Origin of the sequence: Glutamicibacter sp. NPDC087831 (assembly GCF_044742845.1) — a bacterium.
Lineage (GTDB): Bacteria > Actinomycetota > Actinomycetes > Actinomycetales > Micrococcaceae > Glutamicibacter.
The window spans coordinates 748,162-766,253 of the sequence record NZ_JBIUVH010000002.1 but is presented as its reverse complement, the minus strand read 5'-3'; the positions used below and the strand labels follow the sequence as shown (position 1 = coordinate 766,253).

15 protein-coding genes are annotated in these 18,092 nt (G+C 65.6%); 9 read left to right on the top strand and 6 right to left on the bottom strand.

What is annotated here, in order from left to right; genetic code table 11:
- Nucleotides 1-239 precede the first annotated feature (239 nt).
- The 8 genes from ACIOJF_RS10040 to ACIOJF_RS10005 all read left to right on the top strand — a co-directional run bounded on the left by ACIOJF_RS10040 (nucleotide 240) and on the right by ACIOJF_RS10005 (nucleotide 7,879).
- On the top strand, nucleotides 240-1,190 hold the full coding sequence (locus tag ACIOJF_RS10040; RefSeq protein WP_105656229.1) for a beta-ketoacyl-ACP synthase III: 951 nt from the start codon (nucleotides 240-242) through the stop codon (nucleotides 1,188-1,190).
- 137 nt (nucleotides 1,191-1,327) lie between these two features.
- Nucleotides 1,328-1,666 (top strand): helix-turn-helix transcriptional regulator, encoded by a 339-nt coding sequence (locus tag ACIOJF_RS10035; RefSeq protein ID WP_105656228.1) that lies wholly within the window; start codon nucleotides 1,328-1,330, stop codon nucleotides 1,664-1,666.
- Entirely contained in the window at nucleotides 1,663-2,643 is a 981-nt protein-coding gene (locus ACIOJF_RS10030) for a TIGR03086 family metal-binding protein (protein WP_402473599.1), read from the top strand. Before ACIOJF_RS10035 ends, ACIOJF_RS10030 begins: the two co-directional genes overlap by 4 nt.
- A 9-nt stretch (nucleotides 2,644-2,652) precedes the next feature.
- Nucleotides 2,653-3,090 carry an SRPBCC family protein gene (locus tag ACIOJF_RS10025; protein WP_402473600.1) on the top strand — a complete coding sequence of 146 codons (438 nt, stop codon included), beginning with the start codon at nucleotides 2,653-2,655 and terminating at the stop codon, nucleotides 3,088-3,090.
- 136 nt (nucleotides 3,091-3,226) lie between these two features.
- Nucleotides 3,227-3,931 (top strand): FadR/GntR family transcriptional regulator, encoded by a 705-nt coding sequence (locus tag ACIOJF_RS10020; RefSeq protein WP_105656225.1) that lies wholly within the window; start codon nucleotides 3,227-3,229, stop codon nucleotides 3,929-3,931.
- Nucleotides 3,928-4,923 (top strand): asparaginase, encoded by a 996-nt coding sequence (locus ACIOJF_RS10015; RefSeq protein ID WP_286134627.1) that lies wholly within the window; start codon nucleotides 3,928-3,930, stop codon nucleotides 4,921-4,923. The genes ACIOJF_RS10020 and ACIOJF_RS10015 overlap by 4 nt, the downstream gene beginning before the upstream one ends.
- A 47-nt stretch (nucleotides 4,924-4,970) precedes the next feature.
- Complete coding sequence (locus tag ACIOJF_RS10010; protein ID WP_402741604.1) at nucleotides 4,971-6,386, top strand: aspartate ammonia-lyase; 1,416 nt, start codon at nucleotides 4,971-4,973, stop codon at nucleotides 6,384-6,386.
- A gap of 14 nt (nucleotides 6,387-6,400) precedes the next feature.
- Complete coding sequence (locus ACIOJF_RS10005) at nucleotides 6,401-7,879, top strand: amino acid permease (RefSeq protein ID WP_105656223.1); 1,479 nt, start codon at nucleotides 6,401-6,403, stop codon at nucleotides 7,877-7,879.
- Nucleotides 7,880-7,954: 75 nt separating this feature from the next.
- Here the strand turns inward: ACIOJF_RS10005 and ACIOJF_RS10000 are convergent, their stop codons facing one another.
- Complete coding sequence (locus tag ACIOJF_RS10000; RefSeq protein ID WP_402741603.1) at nucleotides 7,955-8,731, bottom strand: hypothetical protein; 777 nt, start codon at nucleotides 8,729-8,731, stop codon at nucleotides 7,955-7,957.
- Between the two features lie 205 nt (nucleotides 8,732-8,936).
- On the opposite strand from ACIOJF_RS10000, the gene ACIOJF_RS09995 reads away from it, so the two are divergent.
- The gene (locus tag ACIOJF_RS09995) at nucleotides 8,937-10,994 is read left to right on the top strand and encodes a S9 family peptidase (protein ID WP_402741602.1); all 2,058 of its coding nucleotides are present in this window, start codon (nucleotides 8,937-8,939) and stop codon (nucleotides 10,992-10,994) included.
- A 31-nt stretch (nucleotides 10,995-11,025) separates the two neighbouring features.
- Here ACIOJF_RS09995 and ACIOJF_RS09990 read toward each other — a convergent pair whose 3' ends face one another.
- From ACIOJF_RS09990 to ACIOJF_RS09970, 5 genes are all read right to left on the bottom strand, one after another.
- A complete protein-coding gene (locus ACIOJF_RS09990; protein ID WP_402741601.1) occupies nucleotides 11,026-13,602 on the bottom strand; it encodes a hypothetical protein in 2,577 nt (858 codons plus the stop codon).
- Nucleotides 13,602-15,110: a hypothetical protein gene (locus tag ACIOJF_RS09985; protein ID WP_402741600.1), complete on the bottom strand. Its 1,509-nt coding sequence runs from the start codon at nucleotides 15,108-15,110 to the stop codon at nucleotides 13,602-13,604. The genes ACIOJF_RS09990 and ACIOJF_RS09985 overlap by 1 nt, the downstream gene beginning before the upstream one ends.
- 59 nt (nucleotides 15,111-15,169) lie before the next feature.
- On the bottom strand, nucleotides 15,170-16,066 hold the full coding sequence (locus ACIOJF_RS09980) for a sigma-70 family RNA polymerase sigma factor (protein ID WP_402741599.1): 897 nt from the start codon (nucleotides 16,064-16,066) through the stop codon (nucleotides 15,170-15,172).
- A gap of 32 nt (nucleotides 16,067-16,098) precedes the next feature.
- Nucleotides 16,099-16,536, bottom strand: coding sequence for a carboxymuconolactone decarboxylase family protein (locus ACIOJF_RS09975; RefSeq protein WP_402741598.1), 438 nt, complete (start codon nucleotides 16,534-16,536; stop codon nucleotides 16,099-16,101).
- A gap of 134 nt (nucleotides 16,537-16,670) precedes the next feature.
- Entirely contained in the window at nucleotides 16,671-18,086 is a 1,416-nt protein-coding gene (locus ACIOJF_RS09970) for a dihydrolipoamide acetyltransferase family protein (RefSeq protein ID WP_332731564.1), read from the bottom strand.
- Between the last annotated feature and the right edge of the window lie 6 nt (nucleotides 18,087-18,092).

The window sequence follows — 18,092 nt, the reverse complement described above, 5'->3', positions numbered from 1 at the left end:
CTTCACGGCTGCTGCATTTCATCCCATTGAACGCCGGGGTTCTGGCCAGCAGGTGAACAGGGTGTCGACGCCATATGAAGTCCTGAAGAATCGGGGTTTTGCCGATAATCGGACAAATCGGCCAATGAAGGCAGGTAAAACTGGCTGACACATGCTTTCTGGCGCATATGAACGGCGAGTATCATCCAAAACGACTAATCTTAGAAGAGAAGATTTGAATCCACCGAGGAGCTATATCCATGACCGGCAGCAAAGTCGTCGCCTTTGGCCACTTCCAGCCAGAGCGCATCGTCCCTAACACCGAGCTGGAAAAGTTGGTGGAAACCAGCGATGAATGGATCACCCGACGTGTCGGCATCGAAGAACGCCGCTGGGGAACCGGTGTTGAAACCGTAGACTCCATGGCCATCAAGGCCGCAGAGATGGCGCTGGGCAACGCCGCTGGCATCAAGGCAGCCGATATCGACATGATCATCGTCGCCACCTGCACCGCTACGGACCGTTCGCCGAACATGGCCGCACGCGTAGCTAACGCCCTGGGCATGGACCAAGGACCGGCAGCGGTGGACGTGAACGTGGCTTGCGCAGGCTTTGCCCACGCAGTTGGCCTGGCCCAGGGCGCCATTGCCGCTGGCTCGGCGACGAATGCCCTGGTTATCGGCTCGGAGATGCTCACCGACTACACCGACTTCACCGATCGCACCACCTGCGTGCTGACCGCGGACGGCGCTGGCGCCTTCGTGATCACCGCATCGGAGGACAACGGCATCTCGCCGGTGGTCTGGGGTTCGGTTCCGTCCCTGTCCGATGCAGTGCGCATCGAAGAAGAAAACAACATGAAGTTTGCGCAGAACGGCCAGAGCGTTTACCGCTGGACCGTCACGCAGCTGCCGAAGATCGCTTCGAAAATCATCGACCGTGCCGGCATGAAGCCTGAGGAGCTGGACGCCATTGTCCTGCACCAGGCCAACCTGCGCATCATCGAGCCATTGGCAGAGAAGATCGGCGCACCGAACGCGCGCGTGGCCACCGATGTGGTGTACTCGGGCAACACTTCGGCCGCTTCGGTTCCGCTGGCTCTTTCCAAGTTGATGGCTTCGGATGAGCCATTGCCTTCGGGTTCCAAGGCGTTGCTCTTCGCCTTCGGTGGCGGCCTGGCTTACGCCGGCCAGATCATCACGATCCCTTAAGTATTTTCGCCATGAGTGGGCGCTACGGCATTTTGCCGTGGCGCCCACTAGTGCTTTAACGGCGCCTTCCGCATCAGCCTAAAAAGCTGCTCCGAATCCCTTGCAACAACGCGTTAGTGACTGCTAACGTATTTTTCATGCTTGATCTACTGGAAGTCGCTTCCGAGCCAACGCGCAGGCGCTTGATTCAGTTGCTGGGTTCCGGGGAACGCACGGTGACGGAACTGGCCGCGAACTTCGCCGTCAGCCGCTCCGCCATCTCGCAACACCTGCTGCTGTTGATTGACGTAGGACTGCTGCAAGCCCGCAAGGATGGCCGCAGCCGCTACTACTCGCTGGACCCTGCAGGCATCACGAAGCTCAAGGCCCTCCTTGACTCGTTCTGGAATACCGAACTCGACCTGCTCGTTGCCGAGGCCGCCGAATTGGCGTCGTTCAATGGGCCACCGCACCAGCCACCAGGAGAAAAGCCATGAGCTATGAACGAACAGTCATCCTCCCCGTTGACGCCGACACCGCCTTTGCACTGGTCACCAACCCGGAGCGCCTTCGCCGCTGGCAAACCGTTGCCAACCGCGTCGACCTGCAGACCGGCGGCAGCTACCGCTTCACCATGGGTCCGGGCCACCAGGCTTCGGGCACTTTCACCGAAATCGAGCCCGGCAGGCGCCTGGTCTTCACCATGGGCTGGGAAGGTTCGGATGCCGTTCCGCCCGGCGATTCGACGGTTTTCATCACCTTGGAACCGCTGGATCAGGGCACGGCCCTGACCTTGCGCCATGAGGGGCTGGACGCCGAGCAGTCCTCGGGCCACGCCGAGGGATGGAACCACTTCCTGGACCGCCTGAAGGAGTTTGCTGAAACCGGCGAAGCAGCCATCGACGAGTGGAACGCCGTTCCCGAGCCGCAGAACCCGATCGTTTCCGCCGAGGGCTCCGTGGCAGCCCTGCAGTTCATCCTGAACAACATCTGCGCAGCGGACCTGGCCAAAGCCACTCCCTGCTCCGAGTTCTCCGTGGGCGAGCTGCTGGATCACCTTGCGGGTTCGGTCTCGATGATCGGCGGTGCCCTGGGCGCTGCGGTATCCGATGACCCGGCCCTGGCGCCGGAAGCACGCATCGCCAACCTGGTGCAGCCGACCCTGGAGGCTTTTGCCGCTCGCGGCGTTGCCGGCGAGATTGATCTCGGATTCGCTGTCATGCCGGCTTCAGTGGTTGCCGGGATCCTGAATCTGGAACTGATGGTTCACGGGTGGGACTTCGCCCAGGCGACCGGCCAGGAGTTCGCGATCCATCCTGGCCACGCGGAATACGTACTGGGCTTGGCACGCAAGACTGTGGGACCGGCTCAGCGCATCTCCGGTTCCTTCGCGGAAGAAACCATGGTCGCCGAATCCGCCAGCAGCCTGGATCGCCTGATTGCGTTCACCGGCCGCGTTCCCGCAGGAGCCTGAGGACCTCCCATGGTTGATGTCTCCACGAGCATCGCTATCGACCGGCCACGTTCGGTGGTGGCCGGCTACGCGATGAACCCGCTGAACGCTCCCGCGTGGTACCGGAATATCCACTCGGTGCGCCGGCTGGATCCCCATGGCTTCGGCCTCGGATCATGCACCGCCTTCGAAGCTAGGTTCCTTGGACGGAAGCTTTCCTACACCTACGAAGTCACCAGGTTCGCGGAGAACGAGGAACTGGTCATGGCCACCGCGCAGGGCCCGTTTCCCATGCGCACCACCTATCGCTTCGAAGCGATAGGGCCAACGGCGACCCGGGTCCACCTGCGCAATGACGGCGAGCCAACTGGCTTCGGCAAACTGGCCGGCCCGCTGAGGGAAATGATGATGCGGCGAGCCAATATGGCTGATCTCCGGGCGCTGAAAAGCATCCTGGAGAAAGACTGAGGACCAGCGGCGAACACCGCGGATACCTTGCCTCCGGCATCGCGTCCGCGGTGTTCGCGCGTCACTGACCTGAGCATTCCCGATTGCTCCAGTTCCCGACTTGACGTTAAGTGGATCACACCCCAGACTGGTACACGTGAACCTGTCTGACAGCTGGACACCCGGACAGCAACCGATCGAACGACGATCCGCTGCCGAAGGCGTCTTCCATGCACTCCGCCTAGCCATTGAAGCCCAGGAAATCGCCATCGGCGCGAAACTGGGATCCGAAGCTGCCCTCGCGGCCGACTACGGCGTGAGCCGCTCGGTCATCCGCGAAGCGCTGCGCTCCTGCGCGGCCCTGGGCCTGACCCGCACCGAAACCGGGCGCGGCACCTTCGTGGTCTCCCACCGGCCCACCCGCGAGCTGAAACTGGGCACGTTCTCCTCCGACGACCTGCACGAAGCCCGTCCGCATATCGAGATCCCGGCTGCCACCCTCGCCGCCACCCGGCGCACCGCCGAGGACCTGGAGCGGATCAGCGGGCTGATCGAGGCGATGGAGCAGGAAGACGACCCGGCAGCCTGGGTCGAGCTGGACGCCGCCTTCCATGCCGCGATCGCCCAGGCCAGCGGCAACTCGGTGTTCTCCAAGGTCGTCGCGGACATCCGCGAGGCCATGGCCCGCCAGTCCGAGACCGTGAACCTGGTTGCCGGCCGCCGGTCGCCGTCGAACTCGGAGCACCAGGAAATCTACCAGGCCATCGCCGCCCAGGACCCGCAAGCGGCCAACAATGCGATGGCCAAGCACCTCAATGCGGTGCAGCAAGCAGTATCCACCATAGTCAGGAGCAAGAAGTGACCCCCGCCGATCCCCAGACCCTGCGCGCTTCGCTGGTCGTTGAGGCACTGCCGCAGCACGAACCGCTGGTCATCGCCACCCGCGGCGAGGCCGTGGAGTCCATCCACTACGGCTCGGCCGTGCTGCTGGATCCCGCCGGCTCCATCGCCGCCAGCCGCGGCGATGCCCAGGCCGCGTTCTACCCGCGCTCGGCGCTCAAGCCGCTGTTCGCCGTGGGCATGCTGCGCGCCGGACTGCAGCTCGACGACCAGCAGCTGGCCTTGGCCTCGGCCAGCCACTCCGGGAGCCCGCGCCACCTGCAGGTCGCCGAATCCACGCTGGCCGCCGCCGGCCTGGACCACACAGCGCTGCGCAATTCCACCGACCTGCCCTACGGCGTTGCCGAGCGCCAGGACTACCTGGCCGCTGGCGGCAAGGCCACCGCGCTCGCGCAGAACTGCTCGGGCAAGCACGCCGCACTGGCGGCCCTGTGCGAGCTCAAGGGCTGGGACACCGCCAACTACCTGCACGACGAGCGCCTCCTGCAGCTGCTGCAGGACACCGTGGAGGATCTTTCGGGCGAACAGATCTCCGGGGTGAGCACCGACGGCTGCGGCACCCCGGTCTACCGGATGACCCTGGCCGGATTGGCCCGCGCCTTCGGCAAGCTGGCCAGCGCCGCGCAAGGCACCGCCGAGGCACGCGTGGCCGCGGCAATGGCCGGCTACCCGGAACTGGTAGCCGGCGTTGGCCGCGATGTCACCGCCCTGATGCGCGCGGTGCCCGGCTCCGTGGCCAAGGACGGTTTCGAGGGCATCCAGGCCGTGGGCCTGCCCGATGGCAGCGCGCTGGCCGTGAAGATCGCCGACGGCTCGGACCGCGCCCGGATGCCGATCACCGCCAAGCTGCTCGCCGAGCACCTGGGCTCCGAGGCCGCGATCGCCCTTGAACCGCTGGCTACCAGCCCGGCCTTCGGCGGCGGTGCGCCCGTGGGCCTGCTGGCCGCACTGTAGTTTTTTCCGTTCCAACCATTTCAACGAATCCTGGAGAAGAATCCACCATGCCTGAAACCTTGCTCAGCGGCCAGACCCGCAGCGAGCATGACCTGATCGGCGACCGCGATATCCCGGCGGATGCCTACTGGGGCGTGCACACGCTGCGCGCCAAGGAGAACTTCGACATCACCGGCACCGAGCTGTCCGGCAACCCGCACCTGATCCGCGCATTGGCGCGCGTGAAGCAGGCCGCGGCGCGTGCCAACCGCGAGCTGGGGCTGCTGGACGCCCAGCGCGCGAACGCCATCGACCAGGCCTGCGAGGCCATCGCCGGCGGGGCGCTGCATGAGCAATTCATCATCGACCCGATCCAGGGCGGGGCCGGCACCAGCACGAACATGAACGCCAACGAGGTCATCGCCAACCTGGCGCTGGAAATCATGGGCCATGCCAAGGGCGAGTACTCCTTCTTGCACCCCAACGACCATGTGAACCTCTCGCAGTCCACCAACGACGCCTACCCGACCGCGGTGAACATCGCCACGCACTTCGCCACCCAGCCGCTGCTGGCAGCCATCGAGCTGCTGCAGGATTCGTGCATCGCCAAGGCCGCCGAGTTCCGCACCGTGGTGAAGATGGGCCGCACCCAGCTGCAGGACGCCGTGCCGATGACCGTGGGCCAGGAGTTCCGCGGCTGGGCCGTGACCCTGGGCGAGGACCGGGCGCGGCTGGAGGAATCGCTGTGCCTGGTCACCGAGATCAACCTCGGCGCCACCGCCATCGGCACCGGGCTGAACGCCCCGGCCGGCTATGCCGAGGCCGCCTGCCGCCACCTGCGCGAGCTGACCGGCCTCCCGCTGACCACCAGCCCGGACCTGATCGAAGCCACTTCGGATGTGGGCGCCTTCGTGCACCTCTCGGGCGTGCTCAAGCGCGTGGCGCTGAAGATCTCCAAGATCTGTAACGACCTGCGCCTGCTCTCCTCCGGTCCGCGCGCGGGCCTGAACGACCTGCAGCTGCCGGCCGTGCAGTCCGGCTCCTCGATCATGCCCGGCAAGGTCAACCCGGTGATCCCGGAAGTGGTCAGCCAGATCGCCTACCAGGTGGTGGGCCACGACTTGACCGTGACCATGGCCGCCGAGGGCGGGCAGCTGCAGCTGAACGCCTTCGAGCCGGTGATCGTGCACTCCATCGGGCTCTCCCTGAAGCACCTGGCCAACGGCTGCCTGACCCTGGCGCACAAGTGCATCGACGGGATCACCGTGGACGAGCAGGCGCTGCGCCGCGAGGTGGAGAACTCCATCGGCCTGGTCACCGCGCTGAACCCGAGGCTGGGCTACGCGGCATCCACCTCGGTGGCCCTCGAAGCGCTGCACACCGGACGCGGCGTGGCCGAGCTGGTGCTCGAACGCGGCCTGCTCTCGGCCGAAGACCTCAATGAGTTGCTCTCCCCCGAGCGCCTCGCCAACCTCACCGACTAGATCCGAGGAATCATATGGATAATTCCACTCCGCACGCCACCGCGGCGCACGTCCCCGATGCCGCGCTGACGGCCGGCGACAACGATTACCACAAGGGCCTGTCCTCCCGGCAGATGCAGATGATCGCCATTGGCGGCGCCATCGGCACCGGGCTGTTCATGGGTGCCGGCGGCCGGTTGGCCGAAGCCGGACCGGGCATTGTCATCAGCTACGCAGTCTGCGGCTTCTTCGCCTTCCTGATCCTGCGGGCGCTGGGCGAACTGGTCATGCACCGCCCGTCCACCGGTTCCTTCGTGTCCTACGCCCGCGAGTTCTACGGCGAGAAGGCGGCCTTCGCCACCGGCTGGCTGTACTGGCTGAACTGGGTAATGACCGCCATCGTCGACATCACCGCGGTGGCCCTGTACATGGGCTTCTTCGGCAAGTACGTGGGGTGGATCAGCTCGGTGCCCCAGTGGCTCTGGGCGCTGCTGGCGCTGGCCGTGGTGCTGGCCATGAACCTGATCTCGGTCAAGGCCTTCGGCGAGATGGAATTCTGGTTCGCACTGGTCAAGGTCGTGGCCCTGGTGGCCTTCCTGATCATTGGCTGCTACTTCGTCATCTTCGGCACGCCGCTGGCAGGACATGAGGTCGGCTTCTCGCTGCTCAGCTCCAATGGCGGGCTGCTGCCCAATGGCCTGCTGCCGGTGCTGGTGCTGATGCAGGGCGTGGTCTTCTCCTATGCTTCCATCGAGCTGATCGGCACCGCCGCGGGCGAAACGGAGAATCCGGAAAAGGTCATGCCCAAGGCGATCAACACCGTGATCATCCGCATCGCCGTATTCTACGTCGGCTCGCTGGTGCTGCTCTCGCTGCTGCTGCCCTACACCGCGTACAGCGCCGGGGAATCGCCGTTCGTGACCTTCTTCGGATCCATCGGCGTGCAGGGCATGGACGTGGTGATGAACCTGGTGGTGCTCACCGCGGCGCTGTCCTCGCTGAACGCCGGGCTCTACTCCACCGGGCGCATCATGCGCTCCATGTCATTGAACGGCTCGGCGCCGAAATTCGCCGGGCGGATGAACAAGGCCGGGGTTCCCTACGGCGGCATCGTGATCACCGCTGTGGTGGCCGTGTTCGGCGTGGTGCTCAACGCCGTGGTCCCGGCCAAGGCCTTCGAGATCGTGCTGAACTTCGCGGCCATCGGCATCATTGCCTCCTGGGGGATGATCGTGCTGTGCCAGATGGCGCTGGTGAAGTCCGCCAAGCGCGGCGAGCAGCAGCGCCCCGGCTTCCGGATGCCGCTGGCTCCGGTCTCCGGCTGGGTCACCCTGGGCTTCCTGGCCCTGGTGCTGGTGATGATGGCCTTCGATAATCCCATCGGCACCTGGACCATTGCCTCGCTGGTGGTCATCATCCCGTTGATCATCGGCGGCTGGTACTTGTGCCGCGGACGGATCAACGAGATCGCCAAGGCGCGGCTGCACAACGAGCAGCCGGCCAACCAGCGGTAGCAGGATCCCGGGACCGGCCCGGAAGCAGCCCCGCGCTGCTTCCGGGCCGGTCTTTTCTTGCGTTCCGGGCTTGGCCTAGCCCTTGACCGGCTGCACGCTGAGCAGGATTTCGCGCACCAATGCGTATTCCTGGGTATCCAGGAACTGCTGCGCCTGCTGCTTCACCGGGTCATCCGGGACGCCGTGGTCTTCCAGATAGTCCTCTTCGACCCACATCATCGGCGACTGCTCGCCGACCTTGAAGAAGTTCAGATCCGGGTTCTCATTGCGCTGGGCGAGCACTTGGTCATCGACCAGGGCAATATCGAACCCGGAATCCTTCTCGCCATCTTCCTGGCTGGTCGATTCCCAGAACTCGGCAATGAGGCTGGCGGGATGGAAGCCGGTGCCAGCTCCGGGGTCCGGCAGCTCTTCGCGGTCCAGTAGCTCCCGCTCGTACAGCGACCTGTCCCCATCCGGCGAGGTTGCCGTGGTGGGGATCAGCGTGAGCACATGCTTGCCCTGCGCGTCCTTGATCTCCCATTCATCCCATTCGGTGCATTCACCCTCGCAGTCATCCCCGATGGCGGTCCACTGCTCCGGGATCATGAACTGGATGCCATGCACTTCATGCTCTTGGCTCAGCTCGGGCGCCGCCGTGCTTGGCGCATCCGGGCTTTCGGCGCTTGGCGATGGGCTGGATTCGGGGCTCGAAGCCTCCGGCGCGCTGGCACTTGCCGATGGCGATGTGCCGCTTGGCGCAGGTTCCTGACTGGGTGTCGAGTCCGGCTGGGCTCCCTGGCAGGCAGCCAGCATCAGGGCTGCTGCGCACATCATCGGGAGCGCGCCGAGACGGGTTCTGGCACGGTTCATCTTTTCCAACTCCTTGATCCATGATCCGGTCATGCAGCTGACATCGCGAGCTCCCCCATTGAATTCATCCTCCACTCAATTGCAGGTTTTTCCAATAGCGGCGGCATCACGCCTTAGTTGCAAGTTGTCCCGGTCGTGCTCCCGAGGCCAGGTAATTTTCGATTTCCGGTAGTGCCCAGCCGCGAACAGTGGCAAGATATGTGAAGTGGAACACTCTAAGCATTCATTTCATAATTTAGATTCATTTATCGGCCTGGGCCGCCTCGGCGGCCTGGCGCTCTCCCCCGACGGCACCAAGCTCGTCACCACCCTCAGTGAGCTTTCCGAGGACGGGACGAAATACGAAAGCGCCCTTTGGTCGCTGGATCCCAAAGGCGAAGAACCAGCACGCAGGCTGACGTTCGGCGAGCACGGCGAATCGCAACCGCAGTTCACCGCCAACGGCGACCTGCTCTTCGTGGCCAAGCGCTCGTCGAAGGAAGACGCCAACGCCGAAGGCTGGATCCTGCCGGTAGCAGGAGGCGAAGCCCGCTCGGTGATTTCCCACCCTGCCGGGGTGCAGTCCTTGCGGATCTGCCAGCAGTCCCCGCAGACCATCGTGCTGCGCGCCTCGGCCTTCTCCCGCGCCAAGGACCTGGACGCCGAAGCGGCACTGCGCACCGGCCGCAAGGACAAGAAGGTCTCGGCGATCCTGCACACGGGCTACCCGGTCCGCTACTGGGACGAAGATCTGGGCCCATCCACCCCGCACTACTACACCGGGTCCCTGCCGGGCCTGCAGGACGCCACCAGTACCCAGCTCACCGACCTCACCCCGGGCATCGGCGCGAATCTGGAGGATACCTCCTACGACGTTGCTTCCAATGGCAGTTTCCTGGTCACCGAATGGCAGGTTCCCGAAGGCCGGGCTTCCTCAGCCCCGGGAGTGATGCGCATCGACCTGCACACCGGCGCCCACGAAATGCTGCTGGCCCCCGACGACACGTACGAATATACGCTGGGCAAGATCAGCCCGGATTCAACCCAGCTGGCCTACGCCCGCTGGGAGCGTTCCACCGCCGATACCGCCCCGGTCTTCGAGTTGTGGCTGATGGATCTGGCCGACGGCGCCACCCACCGGATCGCCGCCGGCTGGGACCGCTGGGTCAATGACCTGCAGTGGGTTCCCAACGGGCGCTCGCTGCTGCTGACCGCCGATGACAACGGCCACGCACCGGTCTTCCATCTGAGCCTGTACAACGACAAGATCACCCGGCTCACCGATGACGGCGCGTACACCGATCTGGCCATCAGCAGCGACTCGCGTACCGCCTACGCGCTGCGCTCCAGCTACCTGCACCCGGCCGAACCGGTAGCCATCGACCTGGCGCACACCGGCGACCTGGAGCCGGGCGAATTCGCTGCCTTGACCGAGCTGCGTTCCCCGGTCTCCCGCCCGGCCCTGCCCGGAACGCTCACCGAGGTGTCAGCCACCGCCGATGACGGGTCGAGCATCCGCGCCTGGCTGGCCCTGCCCGCCACCGCTTCTGCCGCCGACAAGGCGCCGCTGCTGCTGTGGATCCATGGCGGGCCGCTGGGCTCGTGGAATGCCTGGAGCTGGCGCTGGAGCCCATGGCTGCTGGTGGCCCAGGGCTATGCCGTGCTACTGCCGGATCCGGCCCTGTCCACCGGCTACGGCCAGGAGTTCATCCAGCGCGGCTGGGGCCGCTGGGGCCAGGAACCGTACACGGACCTGCTGGCCATCACCGATGCCGCCGAGGCGCTGCCGGACATCGATGAAACCCGCACCGCCGCCATGGGCGGCTCCTTCGGCGGCTACATGGCCAACTGGGTGGCTGGGCACACCGACCGCTTCAAGGCCATCGTCACCCATGCCAGCCTGTGGGCGCTGGAAGGCTTCGGCAAGACCACCGACGCCGCGTTCTACTGGACCCGCGAGATGAGCCCCGAAATGCGCGAGCAGAACTCGCCGCATCATTCGGTGGGCAGCATCGTCACCCCGATGCTGGTCATCCATGGCGACAAGGACTACCGGGTGCCCATCGGCGAGGGCCTGCGCCTGTGGTACGAGCTGCTGGCCGATTCGGGGCTGCCCCAGAAGGAAGACGGCAGCACCGAGCACCAGTTCCTGTACTTCCCGGATGAGAACCACTGGGTGCTGTCCCCGCAGCACGCCAAGATCTGGTACCAGGTAGTCACCGAGTTCCTCTCCCAGAAGGTGCTGGGCAACGCGCCGCAGGAACTGCCCGAGCTGCTGGGCTAGAACCGCGCAGTGCCGGACTGCCGGGGCGGAGTCATTTCTGCCCCGGCAGTTCCACTGGCGCTGGAGCATCTCCCCCGGCACCGCGGCTGGCCAGCACCAGGGCTTTGGCCCGTCGCGCCACGTCGGCATCGCGTTCGCCCAGCAGCGCTACCAGCCGGGCCAGATGCGCAGCGCGCTGGGCATAGCCGGCGGCAAGCCGCTGGCCCAGGGTCATCGAGGACAATTCCTGGGCCTCGCGCCACGCCATCATCAGGGCACGCTCGAACAATCGCTGCCCGGCCTCGTCGGCGGTCCCGTCCGCGGTCGCGCCGAGCACGGCCACCGCATTGATCTGCGAATCCTCCAAGCCCATGGCCAGCTCCTCCAGCTGCCGGCGCGATTGCTGGACCGATCGCGAGCCGCGGGAGAACCTGGTCAGCTGCGTGCTCGCCCCGAGCAGGTACTGGATCACCTGGACCACATTGATCACCGTGAAGAACAGCATGAACACGAGCATCCAGTACAGCAACGTGGTGTTGTAGTCCGGCTGCTCATAGCCGGCCCGCTTGAGCACCACGGCGAAGTCCTCGGCCGTGCCGGCAACTTCCATGGCAGGATAGCTCGACTCGTAGATGCTTCCATGATCCCACCCGCCGGTCGTTCCCCAGGAGGCGGTTCCGCTGATGACCGCTCCGGAAATCAACCCGGGCATGATGCCCTTGCCGGCATCCGTGATCAGCAGCGGGATGATCGTCAGGTCCTCGGCCAGCTCGCCGTTGGAAGGATCCGCGCGATCAGAGTATTCGTCCTTGATCCGCAAGATCGCCGAGCGCACGCTCTCAGGTGTCGACTCGCGGAAGTCATAGCCTTCGACCTCCTTGATATCCAAGTAGGCCTCCGCATCGCGCACCGCGACCAGGATCTGCTGCGGGGTGTCGAAGTCCTCTTCCATGTACCGGCGGATCTCTGCCTCATCTACCAGCTGCCCCTGGTCATCGATTTCAAGTTCCATCCCCCGGCCGGACCCCTCATAGGTGCGTTCGGGCTCGTTGGATATAGAGGAGACGATGAGCCCCGAGGCGATCAGGCTGGCCACCAGCAGGGCCGCGAGCAGTCCGGCGGTCAAGACCCGGCGCCGCTTGGACGGTTCATCGCCAGCTGCCTTGCGGGTGCCGGCGAAGCGGGCCAGCATGCGCTGCCAGGCTGCTCGTTTGCCCAGCGTCCCTCCGGCGACCTGGTCGGTCTGCATCGTGTCACCGAGCACCCCGCGGGCCAGCGCATTCGCCATGGCGATCTGCTGCAGCGCACCCTGCTTGGTTGCCGGCGGGAGCCCCAGGCTGGCGCGCAGCTCATTGTGCTGGCTGCCGATCTGTGGCACGTCCTGCTTCAGGCCCCGCGGATAGCGGCGCAGCCGGGTGGCGATTTTCCCGGCAAGCTTGGCCAGCCGCTTTTCGGCCTCGGACCAGCGCTCGATGGCCGTGCGCTGGCCGGTGTCGCCATGGGCGGTGTTGAGCAGTTCGCCCAGGGCGCTGCGGAAGTTCTCCAGATCCCCGCCGGCCACCATGGTGCCGGGAGCCGTTTCCAGCCGGATCAGCAGCGCCGTGGCAGCATCGTTGATCGGAGAGCTGAGCTTGTCGAAGGCGGACCCGGTGCCGGCCAGGCGCGCATGCACCGAGCCGGCACCCATCAGCGAGTCGGCCAGTTCCGTCAGCTTGCGCGCGTCGGCCTCGAAAGCGGCCAGTTGCTGCCCGGTGCTCTTTTCCAGGCACTCTGCGCGCGTGAACAGCGAGTGCACCAAGGGCTCTTCTCGGCGGGCGGCCTCCAGGGACAGGGATTCGAGCTGCCGCCACGCCTTGGTGAATCCGGCTGGGCGGCGCGATGGGTCGGTGGCTTGGTAGGTGGCTTCCAGCGCTTCGAGATCCAGGACCACGCGGGCCAGCTTGCGCTGCGCCGCGGCCAGCCGCCGGTGCCGGGATGCCCACCGGGAGCGGAAGCGAAGGGCGCTGGCCAGGAACGCGGCGGTGAGCATGGCGCTCGCACCCACGGCCGCGAACCAGAAGATCGCCGAGCTGCTGGGCGAATCGTCCAGCAGCACGGCGGCAGTATGCGCGGCGGCCACCGCCGCCTTGGGCCCATGGCCTACCGAAACGTTCTTGGTGAAGGCGTGCTCGATGTCGAAGCGCAGGTCGGTATGCGCGTCGTCGGATGCTGCAAGGCTGCGGTCCAGGCCCACCCCGGCGAAGCGCTGTTCAGCGTCGCTTAGCCCGGGATCCCTGTTCTCCATCCTGGTCGAGACGATGATCTGGTTTTCCGGCACCTGCCCGCGCAGCAGTTCATCACCCGTGAGCCAGCGGTCGGTGATGACCAGCTCCAGCGGGGCCGTGGCACGCACCGGGTGCCGGGCCAGCTCGGCGTCCACCGCCTGCTGGGTGATGTTGAAGCCGTTATCGCCGCGGACCACCACCTGGACCTCGTAGGGGTCCGGGACGTTGGCTGCCTGCACGGCCAGCACCGCGCGCACGCCCAGCGCGGTGGTCACCAGCGCCATGATGATGGCGGCGATGGCAGTCCAATGGAAGGGGCGGTGCAACCGCCGCCCGGTGGAATCGTGCATCAAGCGGGCCGGCATCAGCGGGTCCCGCTTCCTGGCGCGAAATTCCGGAGCACCGCGATGGGATCGTCCTCCATCGGATCGGTTTTCCGCTGCGCGCTTTCCATCGACTCGCCCAGGCCGTGGGGAATCTTCAGCCTCGCCTGGCCGGCTTGGGCCAGTGCATCGTGCAAGACGCCATCGAGTTCGTCGCGCAGTTCCCACAGCCTGTCCAGGATCCCCGGGGCCGTATCCGCGCCGCTACTCCTGCGGCTCAGTCGGGTGTGCAGCAGCTGCAGCTCATCGGTATGCGTGATGATCACGGTGCGCGCGGCCTGCGCGCAAGCCAGTTGCCCGGCACCGGGAAGATCGAGGAACAGCGCCAGGTCCTCCAGCCGTGCACGGTGGTACTCGAAAATCCGGTCCCAGGCCTCGCGCGCATCCCGCGGCCGAGCCGCGAAGGCGTGGGCCAGCTGAACCGCGCCGCGCAGCAGCGAGAGCTCGTGCTCGCGGTTGCGCAGCTGGTCCAACTGGGCTTCGGAGACCTGTACCTGCTGCTGGGAACCCGGGTCCGTGTCCATTGCGCGCCGGGCGCCTAGCTGGGAGCCGGCCCGCTGCCTTTCCAGTTCTGCCATCACCTGTGCCAAGCGGCTCTCCCCCGGCAGGCCGAGGTCAGGCACGGGCTTGCGGCCCAGGTAATTGCTTGCTTGCTGGATCCGTGATTCAAGCAGCTCGGCCTGCCTTATGCGGTCGGCGGCGGCTGCCTGCCCGGCCTTGCGGCGCTTGGCACGCCAGGCCCAGGCGAGCAGGAAGGCAATGGCCGCGGCGAGCGCGCCCAAGGCGATTACCTTGGACAGCGTCCGGTCAGGCGGCGCCTGCAGCTGCTGCGTGGTGGCCAGCGCGACGGCGGTGATCCCCCCAGTGTAATCCCCGGCGGCGAACTCGCTGTGTCCTGCCTCCAGAATCAGCTCCCGGCTTCCCGGTGCGCTTTCGTGCACGTCGCGCCCGGGATCCACGGCGATTTCCACCGGATCCCCGGCCTTCTGGGGAAGCATCACCCCGATGGCGATCCAGCCTTCCCCGACATAGCCCAGGGTCTTTCCGTTCTCCAGCCAGTCATCGCTCAGCGCGTCGCTGTCGCCGAACATCAGCATCCCGCGCACCAGTTGCCCGGCTCCCTTGAGGTTGTTGGGTTCTTGGTCCACCCCGAGCAGGATCTTCGCATCTTGTTCGCCCACGGCCTGCCGGACCTGGTCCATGATGCTTTCCGAATCCACCTCATCGAGTGCCGCGTCGGTGACCGCCAGGTAGAAGTTGCCTTCCTGGGAGGTCACCGACGGGATCAGGACAGTGCCGTCATCTGCGGAGTTCTCATTGGGCGTCGCCGACGGGTAGACCGGAGCCGGTGCTTCGGACTCCGTGGCTGCTGGGGCCGCCTGGGCTGGAACGTTGGCTACTCCGAGGCCGAGCACGACCGCACTGGCCAGCAGGCATGCGCATAGGATCCTGCCAGGTACCGGAGGTCCGAAGCTGCGGGTGCGATTCATGGAAACTACTGTATCAACAGGGGTTTGGCCACCTTCGCTTCACGTGGAACAGCACGCCGCTACCCGCGCAGCTCAGTCCACCTCGCGCTTGCACGGGAGAGCTTATCCGGATTGGAAACCTGCAGGATGGTTTGAATGGATCCTGCGGCCACTTCGATCGCGACAATATCCTGCCGGCCCGCCAGTTTGAACAGCAGCGCGGGCTCTCCATTGACATGGCCCAGGAAGAAGCTTCGCCCGGGGTTTTTCCGCTCGACGCCAACCAGGAAGCGTGCTATGCGCTGCGCGCCAATCACCGGGTTCAAGGCGGCCCTGACCTTTCCGCCGCCGTCGGAGAAGAGAACTGCATCCTTGGCCAGCAGCCTGACCAGTTCCTCGGCCTTACCGTGGCGTATGGCAGCAACAACTTTCGACAGCAACGGTGATATTTCGCCTGCTTCCCTACTTGGTGCCTCGGCTTGCCCAAGTTTCCTGCTGGCCCGGCTCAGCAGCTGCCTGACCGCCGCAGGCGAGGTTTCCAGAACCTCGGCAATGCTTGCCGCGGTGTAGCCCAGGGCATGGTGCAAGACATAGGCTGCCCGCGACTGGGGCGAGAGTTCTTCGAGGAGGAAGAGTACGCCGAGCCGCAGCATGGAACCGCTAATGGCCGCATCCTCTGGAAGTGCCAGGTGGCCTACCGGCTCGGGCAGCCAAGATCCGACATACTCTGTCCTCTGGTGCTGCGCCGAGCGGAGGACGTCAATGGCCCGGCGCGTGGTCAGCGTGGTGAGGTACGCCGGCCAATTGCGCACCTGCTGCGCGGCCGCTGGATCGAGCTTGAGCAGATTCTCGCCCACTTCGCTGACGACGTCTTCGGCCTGCGCCCAGGCTCCGAGCATGTTGTAGGCCAGGACCGTCAGCCGGCGCCGCTGCGAGTTCCACTGCCCGAGTGCGGCAGATTCCCTTGGTTCTTCCACGCGCCTGATTCTACCTGCGGGTCCTGGCACTATCAGCGCACCGGGGGTTCGAGCTGGGTGGTGATAGCGATGCGGTTCCAGACATTGATCGTGGCGATGGCCAGGATCAGGTTGCCCACCTCTTCTTCGCTGAATTCTTCAGCGGCGCTGTTCCACACCTCGTCACTCACCCCGTGCTGCGGGTCCAGCCGGGTGACCGCGTCGGTCAACCGCAGTGCGGCACGTTCGGCATCGCTGAACAGCGGCGAATCATTGTAGGCCGCCACGGCAAAGAGCTTCGCGGCAGATATCCCCATCTCCATCGCATCGTGGGAGTGCATGTCGGTGCAGAAGGAGCAGCCATTGAGGATCGAAGCGCGCAGCTTGACCAGTTCGTAGAGTTCCTTGGGCAGCGATTGGCTGGCGTAGGCTTCCAATCCCAGTACGGCCGCGTACCCCTTCTTGTGGGTTTTGCCCAAATTCATTCGCATCTCCCGGCTCCTGTCCTTTTGGTTTTCCAGGCAGGTTCCTGCCCGTCAAAAGTACGTCGAAACCGGGGGTTAAACTGTGACACCCCGGAGAAAACTTTTTCAGAAGTCTTCTCCGGGGTGCCGTCCGCCGCTGCTTAGTCCAGCAGCATTGCCGGTTCCTGAAGGATCGACGCCACGTCGGCCATGAAGCGGGCCGAGAGGTCGCCATCCACCACGCGGTGGTCGAAGGAGCCGCCCAGGGTGGTGATCCAGCGCGGGACCACTTCGCCGTCGATGACCCATGGCTTCTGGCGGATCGTGCCGAAGGCAACGATGGCTACTTCGCCCGGGTTGATGATCGGGGTGCCGGTGTCGATGCCCAGCGCGCCGATGTTGGTGATGCTCAGCGAGCCATCGCGCATGTCCTCGGGACGGGTCTTGCCGGCACGCGCGGTGGTGGCCAGATCGTTCAGGGCGATGGCCAGTTCCTTCATGTTCAGGTTCTGGGCGTCCTTGATATTCGGCACCAGCAGGCCGCGCGGGGTGGCTGCGGCGATGCCCAGGTTCATGAAGCGCTTCTGGTGGATCTCGGCGCCGTTTGCGGTTTCCACCCAGCTGGCGTTCACCGAAGGGTTGCGGGCCGCCGCCCAGATCACGGCACGGGCCAGCACCAGCAGCGGCGAGACTTTGATGCCCTCGAAGTCGCGGGACTTCTTCAGGCGCTGCACGTATTCCATGGTTCGGCTGGCATCCACATCCACGAAGATCGAGACATGCGGTGCGGTGAAGGCCGAGTCGACCATGGCCTTGGCGGTGGCTTTGCGCACGCCGCGCACCGGGGTGCGTTCCACGCGGGCATCGGCCAGCTGGCCGTGGGCCCAATAGGTTGGCGCCGCTGCATGCTCGGCTTCGCGCTGGGCCTGGTAGCTATTGACGTCTTCGCGGGTGATCTCGCCCTGGTTGCCGGTGCCCACCACGTCGTTGATGTCGATGCCCAGCTCCTTGGCCAGCCGGCGTACCGGCGGCTTGGCCAGCACGCGGTCCACGAAGCTCGCCACCGCAGGCTTGCGGCGGTCGACTTCGCGGGTCACCGCGGTACCCAGGGACTGCGCGCGGCGCGAGATGGTCTCGGCCAAGGCGGAGCCGGAGGCGCGCACCGCTGCGGTTCGCGCACCGGCCGTCGAAGGAGCGGGGCGGGTGGTGCGTGCCCGGCGCACCGAGGCATCAGCGGTGGGGCCCGATCCGACCAGCGGGCCGGGTTCCTCCGAGGCCTGCGGTGCGGCGGTGCTCAGGGCTTCGGCTGCTTCGGGCACGCCGGTTGGAGGTGCCGCGTTGCCTTCTTCATCGATGGTGATCAGCGGGTTGTCCACGAGTACGGTATCGCCCTCGGCCGCGTGCAATGCGGTGACCACCCCGGCGAAGGGGCAGGGCAGCTCGACCAGCGACTTCGCGGTTTCGATTTCCACGAAAATCTGGTTGACCTCGACGGTGTCGCCCACCTTGACTTTCCAGGAGGCGATATCCGCTTCGGTCAGGCCTTCGCCCACATCGGGGAGATTAAAGACTGTCATTACTAC